General features: G+C 40.5%; 20 protein-coding genes. 5 read left to right on the top strand and 15 right to left on the bottom strand.

Translation table 11 applies throughout. The annotated features are described in order from the left end of the window. Positions 1-2 precede the first annotated feature (2 nt). From ACE1EF_RS01520 to ACE1EF_RS01475, 10 genes are read right to left on the bottom strand one after another with little or no spacing between them, the layout of a single operon-like run. Positions 3-413 (bottom strand): GPW/gp25 family protein, encoded by a 411-nt coding sequence (locus ACE1EF_RS01520; RefSeq protein WP_375718837.1) that lies wholly within the window; start codon positions 411-413, stop codon positions 3-5. Continuing rightward, positions 414-704: a PAAR domain-containing protein gene (locus ACE1EF_RS01515; protein ID WP_375718836.1), complete on the bottom strand. Its 291-nt coding sequence runs from the start codon at positions 702-704 to the stop codon at positions 414-416. 1 nt (position 705) lies between these two features. Further along, the gene (gene vgrG, locus ACE1EF_RS01510; protein WP_375718835.1) at positions 706-2,451 is read right to left on the bottom strand and encodes a type VI secretion system tip protein VgrG; all 1,746 of its coding nucleotides are present in this window, start codon (positions 2,449-2,451) and stop codon (positions 706-708) included. 5 nt (positions 2,452-2,456) lie between these two features. Beyond that, the gene (locus ACE1EF_RS01505; protein ID WP_375718834.1) at positions 2,457-3,143 is read right to left on the bottom strand and encodes a CIS tube protein; all 687 of its coding nucleotides are present in this window, start codon (positions 3,141-3,143) and stop codon (positions 2,457-2,459) included. Positions 3,144-3,158: 15 nt separating this feature from the next. Further along, on the bottom strand, positions 3,159-3,317 hold the full coding sequence (locus ACE1EF_RS01500) for a DUF5908 family protein (RefSeq protein WP_375718833.1): 159 nt from the start codon (positions 3,315-3,317) through the stop codon (positions 3,159-3,161). A gap of 1 nt (position 3,318) precedes the next feature. Continuing rightward, complete coding sequence (locus tag ACE1EF_RS01495) at positions 3,319-3,750, bottom strand: phage tail protein (protein WP_375718832.1); 432 nt, start codon at positions 3,748-3,750, stop codon at positions 3,319-3,321. A gap of 2 nt (positions 3,751-3,752) precedes the next feature. Beyond that, positions 3,753-4,187 carry a phage tail protein gene (locus ACE1EF_RS01490; RefSeq protein ID WP_375718831.1) on the bottom strand — a complete coding sequence of 145 codons (435 nt, stop codon included), beginning with the start codon at positions 4,185-4,187 and terminating at the stop codon, positions 3,753-3,755. Between the two features lie 24 nt (positions 4,188-4,211). Next, entirely contained in the window at positions 4,212-6,257 is a 2,046-nt protein-coding gene (locus tag ACE1EF_RS01485) for a phage tail sheath C-terminal domain-containing protein (protein WP_375718830.1), read from the bottom strand. A gap of 18 nt (positions 6,258-6,275) precedes the next feature. Then, a complete protein-coding gene (locus tag ACE1EF_RS01480; RefSeq protein ID WP_375718829.1) occupies positions 6,276-7,142 on the bottom strand; it encodes a hypothetical protein in 867 nt (288 codons plus the stop codon). Continuing rightward, a complete protein-coding gene (locus tag ACE1EF_RS01475) occupies positions 7,142-7,735 on the bottom strand; it encodes a Pvc16 family protein (protein WP_375718828.1) in 594 nt (197 codons plus the stop codon). Before ACE1EF_RS01475 ends, ACE1EF_RS01480 begins: the two co-directional genes overlap by 1 nt. Before the next feature lie 587 nt (positions 7,736-8,322). Between ACE1EF_RS01475 and ACE1EF_RS01470 the strand changes: the two genes are divergently transcribed. The 3 genes from ACE1EF_RS01470 to ACE1EF_RS01460 are packed head-to-tail and all read left to right on the top strand — an operon-like array spanning position 8,323 to position 10,037. Then, positions 8,323-9,021 (top strand): SIMPL domain-containing protein, encoded by a 699-nt coding sequence (locus tag ACE1EF_RS01470; RefSeq protein ID WP_375718827.1) that lies wholly within the window; start codon positions 8,323-8,325, stop codon positions 9,019-9,021. Positions 9,022-9,033: 12 nt separating this feature from the next. Continuing rightward, positions 9,034-9,330: a hypothetical protein gene (locus tag ACE1EF_RS01465; protein WP_375718826.1), complete on the top strand. Its 297-nt coding sequence runs from the start codon at positions 9,034-9,036 to the stop codon at positions 9,328-9,330. 53 nt (positions 9,331-9,383) lie between these two features. Then, complete coding sequence (locus ACE1EF_RS01460) at positions 9,384-10,037, top strand: hypothetical protein (protein ID WP_375718825.1); 654 nt, start codon at positions 9,384-9,386, stop codon at positions 10,035-10,037. Between the two features lie 84 nt (positions 10,038-10,121). Here the strand turns inward: ACE1EF_RS01460 and ACE1EF_RS01455 are convergent, their stop codons facing one another. Beyond that, entirely contained in the window at positions 10,122-10,271 is a 150-nt protein-coding gene (locus ACE1EF_RS01455; RefSeq protein ID WP_375718824.1) for a hypothetical protein, read from the bottom strand. Positions 10,272-10,386: 115 nt separating this feature from the next. Between ACE1EF_RS01455 and ACE1EF_RS01450 the strand changes: the two genes are divergently transcribed. Both ACE1EF_RS01450 and ACE1EF_RS01445 read left to right on the top strand, forming a co-directional pair. Continuing rightward, the gene (locus tag ACE1EF_RS01450) at positions 10,387-11,511 is read left to right on the top strand and encodes a porin family protein (RefSeq protein ID WP_375718823.1); all 1,125 of its coding nucleotides are present in this window, start codon (positions 10,387-10,389) and stop codon (positions 11,509-11,511) included. A gap of 3 nt (positions 11,512-11,514) precedes the next feature. Beyond that, positions 11,515-11,886, top strand: coding sequence for a hypothetical protein (locus ACE1EF_RS01445; RefSeq protein ID WP_375718822.1), 372 nt, complete (start codon positions 11,515-11,517; stop codon positions 11,884-11,886). Positions 11,887-11,896: 10 nt separating this feature from the next. Here ACE1EF_RS01445 and ACE1EF_RS01440 read toward each other — a convergent pair whose 3' ends face one another. The 4 genes from ACE1EF_RS01440 to ACE1EF_RS01425 form a co-directional block, all read right to left on the bottom strand. Then, complete coding sequence (locus ACE1EF_RS01440; protein ID WP_375718821.1) at positions 11,897-12,610, bottom strand: SDR family NAD(P)-dependent oxidoreductase; 714 nt, start codon at positions 12,608-12,610, stop codon at positions 11,897-11,899. 5 nt (positions 12,611-12,615) lie between these two features. Further along, positions 12,616-13,887: a zinc-binding dehydrogenase gene (locus tag ACE1EF_RS01435; protein WP_375718820.1), complete on the bottom strand. Its 1,272-nt coding sequence runs from the start codon at positions 13,885-13,887 to the stop codon at positions 12,616-12,618. 136 nt (positions 13,888-14,023) lie between these two features. Then, entirely contained in the window at positions 14,024-15,991 is a 1,968-nt protein-coding gene (locus ACE1EF_RS01430; RefSeq protein WP_375718819.1) for an SDR family NAD(P)-dependent oxidoreductase, read from the bottom strand. Positions 15,992-16,007: 16 nt separating this feature from the next. Beyond that, positions 16,008-17,204, bottom strand: coding sequence for a PHP domain-containing protein (locus tag ACE1EF_RS01425; protein ID WP_375718818.1), 1,197 nt, complete (start codon positions 17,202-17,204; stop codon positions 16,008-16,010). Positions 17,205-17,209 lie beyond the last annotated feature (5 nt).

The following is a 17,209-nucleotide window of genomic DNA, read 5'->3' as shown; positions in this document are numbered from 1 at the left end:
TTTCAGATTTCAGTCCCTTCTTCCTTGTAAAAGGGATATACCATGTTTTTTCTGGAATTGGTAGTTCGGATAGTGTAATCAATGTTTATCAGTAACAGACCTTCAGAATCAGTTGACTGATCCATCCTGATCCGGTTCACATCAATACGGGGCTCATAATATAATATAGCCGTTTTGATTAAATCCGTTACATAGGTTTTTAAAGTAAGGTCGAGCGGTTTAAACAGCAATTCATCCAGGTTACAACCATAATCCGGAACCATAACGCGCTCACCTGGTCTGGTGGATAATAATATGTGCAGACTGCTTTCAATATCCACCTCATCTTCAGTCAGTAACACCGTATTTCGCTCCCTGTCGAATTCAGGTGGAAAACTCCATCCCCGTCCTAAAAATGATCCCTTATCTGCCATCTATCCTCCAATTATTACTGTTGGACAACCAACTACAATTGTTCCTCCATGAGAAGTTGAATCACCCATCCTTGCAGCAGGTTTACCTCCTATCATCACTGTTGCTGAGCCCATAACAATGGTATCAGGCGGACCTACACAGGTTGCCATATCTCCAACTCTGGCGGCAGGTAAGCCCGCAATTAAAACAGTGGGGTCGCCCGGAGGTAATATCGGCCCTCCCACATGAGGTACAACACCGGTTACCATCGGACAGGTGTGCATATCCGTTATTCTTGCTGCTAAACCCATATTAATTGATTTGAACCAATGAACCTTTTAAAACTGTTGTTGCAGTTGAGGAGACTTCTGCACCGGCTGATCCTTCAGCTTTAACCTGCGCATTTGCCTTTATACTCACATTTGTGCCTTCGATGTTAACATCTCCTGTCGCTTTGATATTGATGTCTGACTGAGAATCCAGGGTAATCCCATCAGAATTCAGGGTAAACTTATTTGAGTTTTCATCCTCTATAACAATTTCACCGGCATCTTCATCCACAATTATTTTTTTTCCGCCGGGTGTTTCCAGTAATACAGACTTTTTATCGTCATTAAAAATAAACTTCATTTCACTCCTGGTCACAAAACCCTTTTCATGATTATCGTCCGAAGCGGTCAGCGGTGCTGGTTTTGCACTGCTGTTCAGCATACCCAGAATTACGGCATCGTTGGGATTATCGTTCAGGAATCCTACAATTACTTCATCTTCAATTTCCGGCCTGAAAAATGAACCACGGTTTTCACCGGCATCCAGTGTGGCAATGCGGGCCCAGATGCCTTCTTCAGCCTTATCAACAATTGGTAAGCGGACCAGAATTCTGTCCTCACCATCCGGGTCATCCTGAAGCTGAGTCACAATACCAATCTGCAACCCACTAACAGCTGCCAAGAGTCCTGCAGCCGGCAAAGCATTGATTTCATAAGTTTCTGAAAACCATTTCGGATTGATCCCAAACTCAGCGTCTACTGTCCAGTTACCCTCTGAAATCTGATGGCGGATTGCTGAGACATAAACCTTACCATTGAATCGATCACCTACACCTTCAAGCAGTATTGTCCGGTCCGGTTTAACTGAAGGTATCCCCTGAAATTTCAATCGTCCCCGTGTTTTTGAAAGCTGATTGAATAATACTTTAGAATCTGACCAGGCCTGCAAAGCTGCTTCGGGCGTGCTGTCTCCTGAACGTAGTTCCTGGTTATCCGGTCCGGCTACTTCTGCAAGTCTGCTTGTTGAAAGATTACCGTTCAGGTTCAATCCCGGATCTGAGCCCTCGGCTTCAGTGATTTCCTGATCCGTTGAATTCCAGCTATATGCTGTTGTTTTAGAAAACTGGTTACGCGCATCAATTTCAGCATCAAAGTCGAGCAATGTAGCACCAAAGACAACGGTTTCAACAGGTTCCTGTTCTGTGTCCGGCTTTTTTATGGTGAATTTACCGTCATCTGCCATGCAAATTTTACCGTTAGCCTGAGCCCTGATTACGCTAAAATCCCAATCAGAAGCATTGTACTGCACCATCTCTTTGTGCTGTACGCCAGTGGATTCGATATCTGTTTCAAGGCCATATGAACTCATTATTTCTTCCAGAATATCGCTGTCGGCAGAATCATAATAATACCTGCTTTTTCTGCCAATCGTGCTTTTTACTGCTTTATCCATGCATTCAATAATGAGATACGACTGTGAACTCCTTATTTTTAAGCTGTGTTTAATGACGATACCTTTAAAAATGGTTTCATCATCATTGTGATAGCCTGCTTTTATCTCAATTTCCCTGCCCGGCGTAAACAGATCCGTATTACTGATTTTAAAATCCTGTGTTGCCGGATCACCATCCAGAAGTACAATTTTAGCCTTAGGAATACGGTTTACTTCTTTTTCAACAGTGACGGCTGTGACCTGGTAAGCGGCAGAAAGTACAGTACCACCAGAAAGAATTTTAAAAGTTACCAGATCAGCTGACCGGGACGTTTCGATCACACGACGTGTTGCCATAGTTATTATGTTTTATTTACCGGTGGAAACATGATTTTCTGACCGACCTGTAGTTTTCTGAAATTGGTTATGCCGTTAACTTCAGCTACCTGAAGGTAAAAACGTGAATCACCATAAATGCGAAAAGCCATTAACGGTAAAGTATCGCCTTCGTGTACGGTTCTGATATGTGTAAGGTCAGGTGAGCTATTGTTTTCACGGGCAACGCGAAGGTTGTCCTCTACAAAACCTCTGAATTTAGCTTTTGCAACGGCACGCAAAGGAGTTCCATCGCCTTTGAACAGCTTATATGTGATGTCCATTTCGGTGAGACTCCCTTTAAACAGTAAGGTTCCCCAGGAAATCAGCAGGTAATTCGGTTTATGTTCATCTCCGTTATAATCAAACACAACTTCCTTAAACTTCTCCACATCGTCAATAATACCGTTGCCTTCATCCTTCATCGTACTGCCTGAATTATCTGGATCAGCAATGACCCCGGTTCTGTCAAATACAAAATCCAGCGTCAGATCCTCCGGCAATGCCTTATTAAAATGTGGAGCTGCACTACTGGTACCCTGAGCCTGATCTTCGTTCTGCTCAATCCTGTACCTGTAGGTGTACTTTTCAGGATTCAACAGTGTTCTGAATTCACCGTCTGCCACTTCGTTACTGAACTGTTCATCGCTATAGGCTTTAATCCGTAGTTTCAAATGCTCACCTCCTTTTTAACGCTCTTTGTTTTTTGCAAGAATATCCATCACCTGTTCAATACATGCCGCTATGATCCGGTCAATATCCTTTTGAGTAACCGGTTTCTGATCCGATTTTCCCGGGCTATCATCCACGTTGATCCTGATGTGCAGCTCTTTAATTTCAATGGGCATTCTACTGCAGTTTAAAATAGTTATACGTCAGTTCGATGGTCTCGATCACAAGTTTGCTTTCCTCTGCATTAAAGTTGCTCACTGACCACTTTACAGGGTAGGCATGTGCCACATTCCAGGTCATCAGTGGTTCATGCTTTTCATTCAGCAGACTGATGGTAATATCCGTCGGTTCAATCACCATATCTTCAAGCGCCTCTCTGCACCATTTAATCAAATCGGAATTGGTGATCAGGCCACGTTTAAGCACAAGATGAGGATATTTGGACCGTACCGGAAGTACATGTTTGAACCTGTTTTCTCCTCCTTCTGCAACCTGCTCAGTCTCCAGTTCAACAGTGAGTCCGTCCACAGACTGAAAAGCTGTTTCACCTTCAACATTATTGAATGTAACCTTAAAATGAAAAGCAAGAGGTGGATAGTAATCCGCCATGTTTATTCATTTTGAATGGTTAAACCCTCATGAACAATTTCCATGGACTCAATGGCCACTTCGTTTCCATCTGCCTTAAGATCTGTGGATTGAATTTTGCTTGGCCACGCATTCTTTACCTTCCATGTCACCACAGGTTCATGTTCTTCATTGAGGAGACTTATCGTGATATTTCTGCGTTCTATGGTATTGAGTTTAACCGTATTCCACCATGTAAAATATTCATTATCTCCGGCAAAAGTGCCACGTTTCAACGTTATATTGCTGAATTTTTGCATTCCAGGCATTTTCAGTTTTGAATACTCCGGATTTGCTCCTGCACGGTACTCCACAACCTCTGTTTCCACGTCGAGTCCTGAAACTTCTGTAAACCCTATTTTAGTTCCCCCCCAATCCACCTGGAAATGAAACTTAACTAATGGATAATCTGTAGGCATAATATTATAATTTAAGTGTTATGTTTAAGCTTCCTGCATTTTATGAGAGAATTTAAGGACAATGAACTCAGCTGGCCGGACAACGGCCATCCCGATTTCCACATTCATGTATCCACGTAAAATATCATCGGCTGTCATGGTCTGTCCCAATCCTACCCTGACGTAAAATGCCTGTTCCTGTTTTGCTCCTGTCAGTGCACCTGCACGCCACTGAAGTATCAGAAAATTCTCGATCATGGCACGAACCTTCACCCATGTGTTGGCATCATTGGGTTCAAAGACAAACTGTGCACTTGCCTTTTTTACGGACTCTTCCACCATATTAAAAAATCTACGGACAGAGATGTATCGCCATTCATTATCGTTGCCGGCCAAAGTCCGGGCCCCCCATACCAATGTCCCTTTTCCGGTGAATGCACGGATCGCATTTACAGATTTACCGGCCACCGTATCCACATTCAGGCTTTCCTGGTCCTCTGATGTGATTTTAACAGATGGCCTCATCACATAGTTAAGACCAACATTTGCCGGTGCTTTCCACACTCCTCTGTCCTCATCCACACGTGCATACACTCCTGCCATGGCTGCTGAGGGCGGTAATGTCATCGGGAGATCGGCAATCTTTGTTTTAATGATACTATAGGCTTCATTATCAAGCTTCTCAATTCCTGCCAGAGACCTGCCGTTAAGTTCTCCATTATTGGTATCTATGGAATCAGAAGCCTGAACAGCTGACTTTATATTATCCAAGATGCCGGCTGCATCGGTCAGCACATCTGTCGGCGCCTCGTATATTTTATTGAGTTCGTCGGATATCGTTGTTACGTTATTCTCAATCTTGGTTTTTGAATTGGCAGAGGTCAGATTTTCAACGGCCAGATTCAGGTTTTCAATAACCTTTTCAATCTTATCAGTTCCTTCAAAGATATTATTGAGGGCTGTAAGTTGTGTGTTAATAGCTTCCGCTGTTGGATTTGTATCCGGTGTTCCAGGATCAGCATCGTGATCCCCCAGATTTTCATCCACAGATGCCATCACAGCCATTCCGGTGTTATTGACCAGTTTTCGGTTAGCATCTGTCTCTTTTAGAGCTTTGATTACCTTCTTCACCTGTTCTGCCAGCTCCGTTGCACCTGATTTCAGATCGGTTAAAGATGTGCCCGGAAAGTCAGCGAAATCAGCAGATATTTTGGCTTTTGCTTCACCAATATATCCTTTGGCAGCATCACCGGTATCCCGCAGATCGTTGCTGATATTTACAAATGCTTCCTTGTATTCATCAAGCAAAACAACTGCACCTGAAACAGCCGTTGGAATTGTTGCGGTATGGGTTATCATGAGCTTGGCAGCATCATATTCAAAGTTCAGGATCGTTTCAAGAAACGGATAATATACTGCTCCGTATTTGAGGTAATCCTTTTCGAGATTGATCCCCTCACGTATTCCGGCAACAGGTGCAGGCACAGCGTTTTCATCATCGCTGTATGTATCAATGATGGCAAAGCGATCCTGTAGTTTATTGCACTGTAAAAGTGCATCGTTATTCACAGCATAAAAATCAGCTTCCCCCAATGATGTTGCATCAGGAAAAACAATCAGAGTCGGTTCATCTTCCAGTTCAACTTTAGCCAGACCAGCCTGCAAATCGGACAGCTGTACCGGACTGGCTGAATTGTCACTTATGGCATCTGCATAACTTTTTACAGATACAATATAACATGGACCACCACCATTTGCAAAATACATCTGCATCGCGTAGAACATAAGAAACGGAGACTTAGATGAAGGTGGAGAAACAATAATCTCTCGTTCATTGGCTCCATCGGTGAAAGTATCTGTAACAGTTATTCCAATCGTTGTTTCTGGTTTTGCTGAACCAAAATAATTCAGGTATTCCACAAGAGATGAAATACGGGTTGGTTTCAGGTTCAAATCTCCGTTAACCAGTTTTGTTGCTTTGACTGTATAGCCTATAAAAGCTGGTATTGCGGTTTCAACTTGCGCTACCGAAGGAGGAAACTTGGATATCTCTTCGATATACACACCCGGTGTTTTGTAGGATGTTGCCATAATATCTGATTTTTAGTTTTACATGTATATTTCTGAATAATACTTATCGTTAGGAATATCAGGAACGAAAGTGAACAAATCAGGGTTTGGAAGTTGTCTGCCGCTTTTTAGAATGTTCACAAATCCGTTAAGCGTTAAGGGGTGTGTTGTTTTGGTGACTAATATTTTGGGATTACCGTTTTCGGGTTCTACATCATCTGAAGGATTAACCGGTTGATCTTTATCAAAACGGTACCGCCAAAAGGTATGCCGGTTTTCAAAATTAAGAACAAAAGATACCGGTGTTGCCGGTAATTCACCTGTGTTACTTAAAAGGTTCAGGGTATTATTTTCTCCTTTGATGCCAATTCGTATAATCCCAAATAAGCCAAGTATCTCTGAGTCATAAAGATTATTTCTTTCGGACATTGTTGTTGCATCCTGTATCACAAAACCAGAATCAATTCTGTCAGTATTCCCTGACAATTTTATGAGTGGAAATGAAGCCGGCTCACTATTTAAACGCGTATTAGAGAAATAATACAGATTACCGGAATTTTCAATTTCAAGTTTGGTATATGAAAAAAAATCAGGATCCTTCAAGTGAATCAGAAACGTAAATTCAAGATTATCTTCCAATGGCAATCCGGGTTTGCTCCCATCCATTGATGTTAATACCATAAAACCTGTCCGAGTATTTTTAAACAAAAGCCGGTGACCCGATAACAACCCTCTTGTTTTAGCATCCGGCCTGATGCTTAAAAAAACATCCGTTGCATATTGTTGCAGCTGTTTCTCCTTGTCGATATCGGACATGGTATCAAAATCAATTCCACCTTTATCTAAATAGTAATGATGAAAAACATTGATTTTAAATAGAATACGATAGTCAATATTGAACCCCATTATGTTTTATCTTTGAATTCACCGGATATGCGAATGACAGGTCTGCCGGCTTTCAGTTTCCTGCGCCGCTCTATTTCAATCAGTTGAATCTTGTAGATTACCGATGGAAGCTGTCTTCCACCCAATGTTCCCCATACGTAATTCAGGGCTTCAAAATCCGGTGTGACGAGTTCCACATTAAACCTGAAAAAACTGATATCCTGAAATGCCACATTATTCCGGTCATAGACCGTATTGGCAGTAGTAAAAATCTTTTTACCCTGGAAAAATTCAATGACCTGTGACAGATGAATTAAAGCCGTATCATACTTTCCGAAATTGGCACTGATGAGCACAAACACATTCAAATGAACCGGGGCATTCCTTGTCTCAGTCTGTTCATTGACCACCCTGGTCGTAGGAATATTCTTCAAAGTGGTCTCCTCCTCCATTTTAAGCAGTGTTATCACTACCCTGTCTTTGAACCGGGTATCATCTTCACTTTCATAGTCCCACATTGCAATATTGTCCAACACCACCACTTTTCCCAGGCCAGCTTCCATGAAATAAGCTTCCAGCTCTTCTTTCAGTATTTGTAACGTTTCATAAATCATGAGCGGACTGTAACAATCTCATTTATACACACAACTGTTTCAATCCGGATCACATATATATCATAATTCAGTCGGTATAATTTAAGAATGTAGCCGGATGAAGACCTGGAAATAGCGAACCAGTAGGGTTCATTAAATTTTACAAACATCTGATGTGGTTAAAGGTTACTTGTTTTCTCAATTTCATAGCACCTGCAACAGCTTCGCCCGGTCACTTACAACAAGGTTGTAAAGGACAATGGTTATGAAAAGCGTGTATTAATACAAAAGGTGTATAAAACATCTTTAAACTTCAATACACAAAACGGATGCATGATTGCAGATCTGATGGGATAAACAGTTGAACAAATGGGTAAATTGCTCTTTTATGTCTGTTAACTAAGAAGGGTAAAGTTTCTTATTTTTAATTAATCTCATCAAATATATAATTTAAAAAACAGAAAGTCAATTTTAAATTTAATTAACGGCATAAGAACCGGAAAAAGAAATAGACAAAACCCTACAAAAGAATATAATCAGTCGTACACTGTTCTCCGTTAAATTTTATTTTCATAACTTAGCCTGATAAACTTAATATCCTTCCGGTAATGAAAAAAATAGTTATTATTGCCATACTTTCAACATTTCTTATTGGTTGTCAGCAGAATATATCAAATAAAACCATAGTTTTAAAAGCCTCAGGTTATGTGTTGGCTGAACCGGACCAGGCATCCATTGATCTTAATCTGAGCTGCGTGGATAAAAACCTGGAAAAAGCCAAATCAAAATTGATAAATAAAGCCAGTACGGTAAACGACATACTCAAAAAACTGGGCATTGAAGAAAAAGATATACTCACAACCAGTTTACGCTTAAATAAAGCATACGAGTGGCGAAATAACTCAAATGTATTCACCGGATATAATGCTTCATCACAGGTTCATGTGGTGATCCGGAATCTGGATATCCTGGGCGACTTTTATACCCGCTTTCTGGTTATGGAGGACCTCTCCATTGGGAATTTAACTTACCAGCACAGTAAAATCGACAGCCTGAGCAACGAAGCTTACCTGAATGCACTTGAAAATGCCAGTATACTGGCAGATAAATTATTGACAAAATTGCCTGAAACCAACAAAACCATAGGCCGGATCAGTAATGAACAATTATCGACATCCGGTCCGGCAAATGAACTTATGTTTGCGCGCGAAGAAAATAATACTGGTATCTCAAAATCAAAAATGCCGGTCAGCACCGGAAATATGGCAGTTGAACAAACATTATTTGTAGAATATGTTATTTACTAAACCTGTTGAATCATGAAAAAAATAACAGCGGTGATACTATTTATTCTTGCAGTATCTGCCTGCAAAACCACCAGTGGCTTACCTGCATCAGAACGGGATGGCAGTTCCTTCGAAAGAGCCATCATAGTGAACAGTGTTCCTGAAGAATACCAGTATGCCAGGGAAAACTGTGAAGATTGCCAGTTTGTTGGACAATCACTGGTATATGAACGTAAAAAACCTTACGACATCCTTGAATTTAAAACCCAAACCGGTGAAACCGTAAAATACTATTTTGATATTTCAAAGTTTTTTGGAAAAGATTTTTAACCTAAATCTCAAGTATACCCATGTACAAATGCCTGTTTATTTTAATCCTGTTCATGAATGTTACACTGCTAAAGTCTGAAAATGAAACTGAGAAGTATATCAGCAAAACACTGGAACGTTTAGACAAACTACTTACCAAAGGGACGTTTAAGGATGGATATGTATTTATGAATAACGATACCATAGCCACAAAACTACTTGCTTTCAAAGGCAGGGCAAAGAGCAACTATTATATGTTTTGTATTTCGAAGGATGCCAATGATTCAGTCACTGTTTACAGGGCAAATGAGATAAAAGGATATCAAATTGACGATAATTTATACTTATCACATTCATCGCAAGGAGATGATTTTTTTATTCAAAAGATTAAATCCGGCAGGGTTGATCTGTATGAGCGGGATTATATTCCTTCGGATAAACACTTTTTATACTACCTGAAATTCCCACAATACAATGATCTACTGGTCATTAGCCCCTATGAAGATAATTTTAAGGTTTGGGAATATGATAGAAACAGCTCATCAGGTGTCAGAGGGCAGCAAACAGCAATTATTGAATCTAAAAAGATTCACCAAAAATTTAAAGTTTTTGTTAATCAATACTTCGGGGATTGTGGTGCCGTGGTTAACCTGGTTCAGGCTGAAATATTTTTTATAGCCGATTTACCGGAAATTGTTGAAACCTTTAACAATTGCGATAAAAACTAATCGGGAACATTGTGCATGACATACAGCTTAAACCAACGACTGAAAAAATCTGCGTTTATCGGCGAAATCTGCGGGAAGTCAAAATTAATCAAAGGCCAGCGAATTAAAGCGGCGTATCCCGATCCGATCAATCGTTCCTTTGCCTTTATAGTTACATAAAAACACAACCAGTTCAGCAATTTCTTCAGGTTGAATGAGGTCTTCTGTATTTTTAACCGATAAATCTAATTTCAAACAAAAAATGTTTGTAACTCGATGTTTGTATAAACAAAAACGCTATTTTTACACTTAAGTCATATTAAGAATTATAATACCTGTTTTAAAAATTACGCAATAAGACTCAAAATATATGAAAGCCTATATTAAATTCCTGTTTATTGCATTATGGTTATGTTCTAGCTTTTATTGTAATGGTCAGGTAAGTTATTACAGAACTGATTCTTTAACCAAATACAACATAAAAGTATACGATGAAAGTGAAACAAGTAATGCTCTTTGCTGCAAAGTAATGCTTAAAGATAAAGTGATGCAAAAATTCTCACCAAATGAAGTAATTGAATATTGTACGAACAATGGTAAAGTTTATAAAGCATTTGATGTTAATTATCACAATAAAAAACAAAGGTTCTTTTTAGAAAAATTGGCAGGAAACTACCTTACCATATATTATTTGAGATCACCTGACAGAAATCAACATTATTATTTGTTTAAAAATGATACTACAGATTTAATAATAATCTCAAACAATACAGACAGTATTAAAAAGGTGTTTTATGATTATGTAAATTATTGTCCCGAAGTAAATTCGGACATAGAGTATTTAACTCCAAATAAATACAGAATTAAGCGTTTAGCTGAGAATCTGAATAAATGCAATTCATCTCATTTAACGAGGATACGCTGGGGAATTAAAACGGGGATACATTTAACAAGTCTTAATGAACCTAAGAGTAATAATTTATTTTCAATTACAGATAAACAATTGAACTGGAATACTCTTCTTGGTGTATTCACTGATATTCCAATCAAAGGAAGCAACTATTCTTTTGCACCAGAAATTAACTACCAATGTATAGGCATTTATTATCAGTTTGAGTATTATAATTATAAACATGATTTACTGTATAATGCATCGCACCTGAATATTCCATTAAATTTTAAATATACATTTTTAACAAAACGCATAAATCCATTTATCATTATTGGTCCATCATTAACAGTGGTCAATGAAAAAAATGGTGTGGTCTTTAAATATGTCACAAATGGAAATTCAGTTTTAATTGACATACCTGCTGAACAAATGACACAAAGTCTTTTGAAAGGGTTTAATATTGGCGGTGGAATTATTCGCGATTACAGAAATAAAGCATCATGGTTTGTTGAATTTCGATTGAACTTTTCTAATAATTTAACTCGTTCTACAGATTATTTTAGTGAATCACAGGTATCCTTAAATACTGGTATATTGTTTTAATCTATGAAAGCAAAACTTCTAGTTCTGATAATAATAGTTTTTATTTTCTACAATTGTAAAGATAAAACTATAAATGAAAATCTTTATCCCGTAGTTCAAACATATGATGCAGAGATTAAAGATCACATTGTCCTTTTAAGAGGACAGGTTTATTCTTTGGGAAAAGATTCAGTTCTATCATACGGTTTTTTAATTGATACCGTTGATAATAGATTTAAAGAGAGTCACATAGTAAAAATAGAAGTTGACAAAGGTCTTAAACTGGGAGAATATGAAAAGGATATATTGAAATCCTGGAATATCTTCTTTTATTGCACCTATATTGATACAAAAAATTACAAAGTAAAAGGTAATTCCAAACTTGTAATTGAATAAGTTAGATTAATTAATCAAAGGCCAGCGAATTAAAGCGGCGTATCCCGATCCGATCAATCGTTCCTTTGCCTTTATAGTTGCATAAAAACACAACCAGGTCTGCAATTTCTTCCGGTTGAATCAGGTCTTCTGTATTGATGTCCGGTCGGACTTTTGAGACCATTTCTGTATTTACACCTCCGGGTGATATCAGATGAACACGGATTCCCAGTTCCTGAACCTCTTTGGCTAACGCACTGGTATAACCCGCCACGGCATGTTTGGATGAGGCATATAAACTCTGATTATGATAGCCTTTATGATCAACCACCGATCCTATATTGATAATTACCGGACGGGATGCTTCTTTCAGGTAAGGCACAGCCTTTTGACAGAGAAAATAAGAAGCCTTAACATTGACGTTAAAAATAGTGCGCCAATCTTCAACCGAACTCTCCGCAAATGGCCGGTTCAAAGCTATACCGGCATTGTTAACCAGCACATCTAAACGGCCAAAATGGCTGATGGTTTGCGTCATAATATATTCCGGGGCAGTGTCGTCTTCCAGATCAACTGCCACCGGTAAAATTTCTACATCTGAATTTTTGAGTTCTTCAGATATGTTTGCCAGACTTTCATGAGAACGTGCCACCAGTGCCAGATTATACCCATCCTGAGCAAGGGCAAGCGCAATATGCCTTCCAATTCCTCTGGATGCTCCGGTTATGATGGCCACTTTTTTCATGCTTGTCAGGCAAAGGTATTTTGTAACAAATAAGTTTCTGCTTCCACACTCCAGAGGCCGTTATGAGCCTTACAGATTTCATCGAGTTTTGCAAACAACGGATCTGTTTTTCCTTTTTCAGCAAAATCCGAAATCGCAGTTAACGGCATATCCAGATGGGTATAAATCAGTTTTTTACCACCCGGAATATGAGGAAGATCCAATGTGGTTTCAGGCACCGCATTCAGTCCGCCGATATGGGTGACCAGACCGGCAGGATCCAGTCCCTGTGCGAACATTTCCAGCGATTCCACCATGTCGTCGTTATTTCCGCCACTGGTTCCAACCACATGTGTGGATGCATAATGGACGTTATAAAAGTTAAAGCTTGCTTTAAAGTTCGGATCAGATGGCCCGGCAAAAAAGTTCAGGCATCCATCCTGTCCCAAAATGGCATCTCCCTGTTCTATCACCGGTGGAACCGGCGCAAATACAAATACATCGTCGTAACCTGTTCCACCTGTCTGATCGCGCAATGCTTTTACCGGATCAGCCACATTACCCGTATTCAGATAAATCAGTTCTATGCCGTTCAGTTTTGCAGTTTCAGGAGGAAAGATTGAGGCAGCCCTGTCCAGACGTGACTGGTCAATATCGGTTACCACCATCAAAGATGGTTTGCGATCCTTACGATTTATCACATAATTGATGGCGGCGAGTCCCATCGGACCTACACCCGCCAAGATGGCCATTTTTCCACCATCCACAATTTCCATTTTATGTTCGTATGAACCGGGCGTTGTATGGTAGTTGGCATGCATGGCACCAATTACACACGATAATGGTTCAGCCAGTGACGCCGGATAATAACCGGGACCGTCATACGCCAGAAGGCAATCCTGAACCAGTACATCTTTCGGAATGATCACATAGGTGGCATCACCACCACAGTAAGGATAAGAGTAGCCTGGTGCACTTAAAATACCTACAGGTCCTTCGGGATAATAAATCGCAGGTTGGATGGAAAACTTCTGACCTGCCTTGAATTTATGCTGCCAGTTTTTACCGATTTCAACCAGTTCACCGGCAAACTCGTGACCAATAATGATTGGATTATCAGCTACATTGTCAGGAATACGCTTATGATCTGTTCCCTGGGTTGCCGCCTTGTAAGACGACATGCAAATGCTGTCGCTGACCACCTTTGCCAGAATTTCATCATCGCTTATAGCCGGTAATTCAAACTCTTCGAGTCTTAAATCTTTTTTACCGTATAATCTTACTGCTTTTGTTTTCATTGTTTCGTGTTTTATAGACTAACGTCTATACTTTTATATTGTTCTGATAGTTAGGCGTAGTCTCCAGACTACGTCGATCTGAATATATTAGCAAATGACGCAGACAAAAGCCTACGCCAAACTATTTATTAATATTTTACCGCAACATTTCCTGGCCACCGCTTACCGGTATAGCCTGTCCTGTTTCGTTTTCCTGATCGATGGCATATAGCACTGCTTTTACCACATCTTTAGGTGAACAGCCTTTTCCGAGTGGCACCTGAGCCAGATAGAATGCTTTCACATCATCAATGGTTTTGGCACCGGGAACCTTGCCAGCGTTCAGATACTGCACAAACAAGCCGTTTTCAGGATCGGACCACAGCGGACCTTCATAAAAGTTACCCGGACATACCGAGTTAACTTTAATTTTGTCAGGTGCGAGTTCCAATGCAAAGGACTGTGTCAGCCCAATGCCACCAAATTTTCCACCGGCATAGGCAAAATTCTTTTTACTGCCTTTCAGCCCTGATTTTGAGTTAATCTGGATGATATCGGTGTAATATCCCGGTTTATATGCATTCTGAAGCTTCATGACTGCTGAAGCAACTTTAGTGCAGTAGAAATAGGCGTTGTAATTGATTTTCGTTACCAGATCGAATGTGGCAGGATCCATTTCATCCAGTCCGCCTGCATGTAAGATACCGGCATTACTGATAAATGCATCCAGTCCCCCAAACTCTGCAACGGTTGTGTCCATCAGGTTATTCAGACTGTCCATATTGGACACATCCGTCTGAACAAAAATGGCGCGGTTCTTTGAAGCGATTTCATTGAAAGCTGCTGCAGTCTTTTGTCCCACTTCGGGATTAATGTCAGCCACCACAATATTGGCGCCTTCAAGGATCAGTTCCCTGGCAATGCCTTCTCCAAAGCCCTGTGCAGCTCCGGTTACAATGATCGTTTTATTTTCTACCCGTCCCGTTTTTGCTGAACCTGCAGCCACCTTACGGCGGTAATTCTCTACCTCCCAGGTATCGATAAACTGTATCTGTTCGGCGGTCATGGCGTGCGGACCTCCAAAAGATTCAGAAATCCAGCCAATTTTCAGCATATCCTCAAACACATCCAGAATAATGTTGGTCTGCGCAGCTGTTTCAGCAATGGCTGCAATGCCATAGTCCTTAATTACAACGACTTTAGGTTCATGCGTCTGCTCTTTCTGAAACACCTCATATTTCTGCTGAAACTCAGCAATCAGCGCTGCTGCTGATTCTGTATTCTCAAGGTAAATGTAGTTGGATTTGCAATAGACAATGATATCCGGTGTAAACGGCTTGCTGATTTTATCAAAGTTTTCAGCGTTTGATGCAAAGTGTTCCGTCAGTTTATTTCGGCGTACTTTTAAGGTTTTAACTTTGTCATCGGAAACCAGCATACGCAAAGCCGGAATAAATTCAGAGACTCCCTCTTTTACCGGCAAAACTTCTTCCGGTAGTGCTTCTTTGATCTGTGCTTTTACTTTACTGAAAATATCATCGTAAATGGATTTGACTTCATCCGTTGTATCTGCAGCAACAAAAACACCGTGGTTCTGAAGGAAAATAACTTTCGGATCAACCCCTTTTTCTTTCACATATTTCTCAACCTGGCTCTCCACTTCCTTAAATAAAATATAGCCAGGATCGGTATATGGAATATAAATGGCAGAGTCACCAAACAGTTCATTTATAACCTGTTCAGCATTCTGACTGCACAACAAACCATTCAAATATGTAGGATGCAGGTGGATCACAAAGCTGTAATTCATCAGGTCGTGCAGTGATGTCTCAACGGAAGGGCGACGCTCTTTGGTGATTGTGGCTGCATACAAATCGTCTTTAATCTGCTGTTCTCTTTCAAACGGATCGCTGCTGTAACTGTTTTGTGCAATCAGCTTCAGTTTAGCGCGATCAAGAACCGCAAATCCTTCCTCGGTTATGGTACTCAGGGCACTTCCGCTGGCTTTCACCCAGATTTTATCGTCTGTCTTTACCGAGGTATTCCCACCACCGGCAATCACCATCTCACTGTTTTTCCCGTAAAACTGCGATATTTCAATCAGATCTTTAACGTGTTGTTCCATATCTGTCTCGTCCCTGTTATTTAATAAATGATTTGATCACTTCATCGCCCATTTTGATGTAGCTCTCCATGTTTTGTTTATCTGCATTGCCTTCCTCATCCACATAACCGGCCTGATCGTTGGCATGGAGATGCTGATGAGCTGCAATCAGACAGGCACCTTCGTATGATACATGCTTCAGATCATCCGGCAATTCCAGTGTACCTTCAATCTTAACTTCCACCGGAAATACACCGGGTGTATTGTGCTCTGATCCTAAAAATACTGCATATCCTTTCGCCCTGAAGTACGCTACAAATTCCCTCAGTTTTTCCACTGAGTTTCTGGACGGAATTAATTCAACGGCATGCACATTCAGTTCCTGCAGAATGGTATCCATGGCTTCCCAGTGCGATTCAAATTCCGTCAGAATATTCCCTTTTTTATCGTCCAGAAGAACCGGATAACATGGAATACCACCGGCATTTATGATAAACTGAATAATGCGTTTCAATGGTGGAAATGCCGCCGGGTCTTCTTCCACAAAAGCTTTTCCGCCGCTCTTCAGAAGATTGCCACGCAATTCATTTTCCACGGAAGCAATATCATTCAGATTGGCTTTTACCGCCTTTCCGTCATACAGCTTTTCAAAAAATGCATTACGATCGGCTTCTTCTACATATTTTTCAAATACAGCAATGCGGATGGCCTTAGCGATATGTCGCTCACGGACCAGCTCTTCAGCGTATGCAGCTTTTACCGACTCGTATGTGAATTCCAGTTCCGGATCGATGGCGTCAACCAACGCACTCGCCTTTTGTGTCATCTCCTTTATCTGGCGCTGGCTTTCACTGATCAGTCCGTCAATAAATGCTTTATTTTCATCGTTGATCACTAATGGATAACTCAGGCCTTTCCCGCTAAAATATATTCGTCCCGGATTATTCGGGTCATTTATACGAATGCCTTTTGCCTGAAGGTCGCTCAGCAAGCCGATAAACTCCACGTTAAACTGAGGATAAACTTTATATTGTTTACTTAGCCTGCTGAATTCAGGGTAACCGTCCATGGTAAAAAAGTCGTTGATACCAAGTACATGTACATCCTCTTCCCTGGCCATTTTGAACATCTGCTCAATGGAATCGAAGGAACAGAATGAGTATGGCGAATGGACATGCCCGTTTACATTCAGGATGTCCAGTTCGCTGTTTATTATCATTGGATTTTTTGTCATATTGT

Source organism: Quyinboa sediminis (assembly GCF_042219855.1).
Taxonomy (GTDB): domain Bacteria; phylum Bacteroidota; class Bacteroidia; order Bacteroidales; family UBA5342; genus JBHJHP01.
This window is presented reverse-complemented; position numbering and strand designations above follow the sequence as displayed.

Coding starts and splice junctions, on each gene's coding strand:
- ACE1EF_RS01440 (WP_375718821.1), bottom strand. CDS start 12,610: ATGAAAAAAGTGGCCATCATAACCGGAGCATCCAGAGGAATTGGAAGG.
- ACE1EF_RS01485 (WP_375718830.1), bottom strand. CDS start 6,257: ATGGCAACATCCTACAAAACACCGGGTGTGTATATCGAAGAGATATCC.
- ACE1EF_RS01480 (WP_375718829.1), bottom strand. CDS start 7,142: ATGGGGTTCAATATTGACTATCGTATTCTATTTAAAATCAATGTTTTT.
- ACE1EF_RS01425 (WP_375718818.1), bottom strand. CDS start 17,204: ATGACAAAAAATCCAATGATAATAAACAGCGAACTGGACATCCTGAAT.
- ACE1EF_RS01500 (WP_375718833.1), bottom strand. CDS start 3,317: ATGCCCATTGAAATTAAAGAGCTGCACATCAGGATCAACGTGGATGAT.
- ACE1EF_RS01460 (WP_375718825.1), top strand. CDS start 9,384: ATGAATGTTACACTGCTAAAGTCTGAAAATGAAACTGAGAAGTATATC.
- ACE1EF_RS01490 (WP_375718831.1), bottom strand. CDS start 4,187: ATGCCTACAGATTATCCATTAGTTAAGTTTCATTTCCAGGTGGATTGG.
- ACE1EF_RS01495 (WP_375718832.1), bottom strand. CDS start 3,750: ATGGCGGATTACTATCCACCTCTTGCTTTTCATTTTAAGGTTACATTC.
- ACE1EF_RS01470 (WP_375718827.1), top strand. CDS start 8,323: ATGAAAAAAATAGTTATTATTGCCATACTTTCAACATTTCTTATTGGT.
- ACE1EF_RS01430 (WP_375718819.1), bottom strand. CDS start 15,991: ATGGAACAACACGTTAAAGATCTGATTGAAATATCGCAGTTTTACGGG.
- ACE1EF_RS01465 (WP_375718826.1), top strand. CDS start 9,034: ATGAAAAAAATAACAGCGGTGATACTATTTATTCTTGCAGTATCTGCC.
- ACE1EF_RS01520 (WP_375718837.1), bottom strand. CDS start 413: ATGGCAGATAAGGGATCATTTTTAGGACGGGGATGGAGTTTTCCACCT.
- ACE1EF_RS01435 (WP_375718820.1), bottom strand. CDS start 13,887: ATGAAAACAAAAGCAGTAAGATTATACGGTAAAAAAGATTTAAGACTC.
- ACE1EF_RS01445 (WP_375718822.1), top strand. CDS start 11,515: ATGAAAGCAAAACTTCTAGTTCTGATAATAATAGTTTTTATTTTCTAC.
- ACE1EF_RS01450 (WP_375718823.1), top strand. CDS start 10,387: ATGAAAGCCTATATTAAATTCCTGTTTATTGCATTATGGTTATGTTCT.
- ACE1EF_RS01515 (WP_375718836.1), bottom strand. CDS start 704: ATGGGTTTAGCAGCAAGAATAACGGATATGCACACCTGTCCGATGGTA.
- vgrG (WP_375718835.1), bottom strand. CDS start 2,451: ATGGCAACACGTCGTGTGATCGAAACGTCCCGGTCAGCTGATCTGGTA.
- ACE1EF_RS01475 (WP_375718828.1), bottom strand. CDS start 7,735: ATGATTTATGAAACGTTACAAATACTGAAAGAAGAGCTGGAAGCTTAT.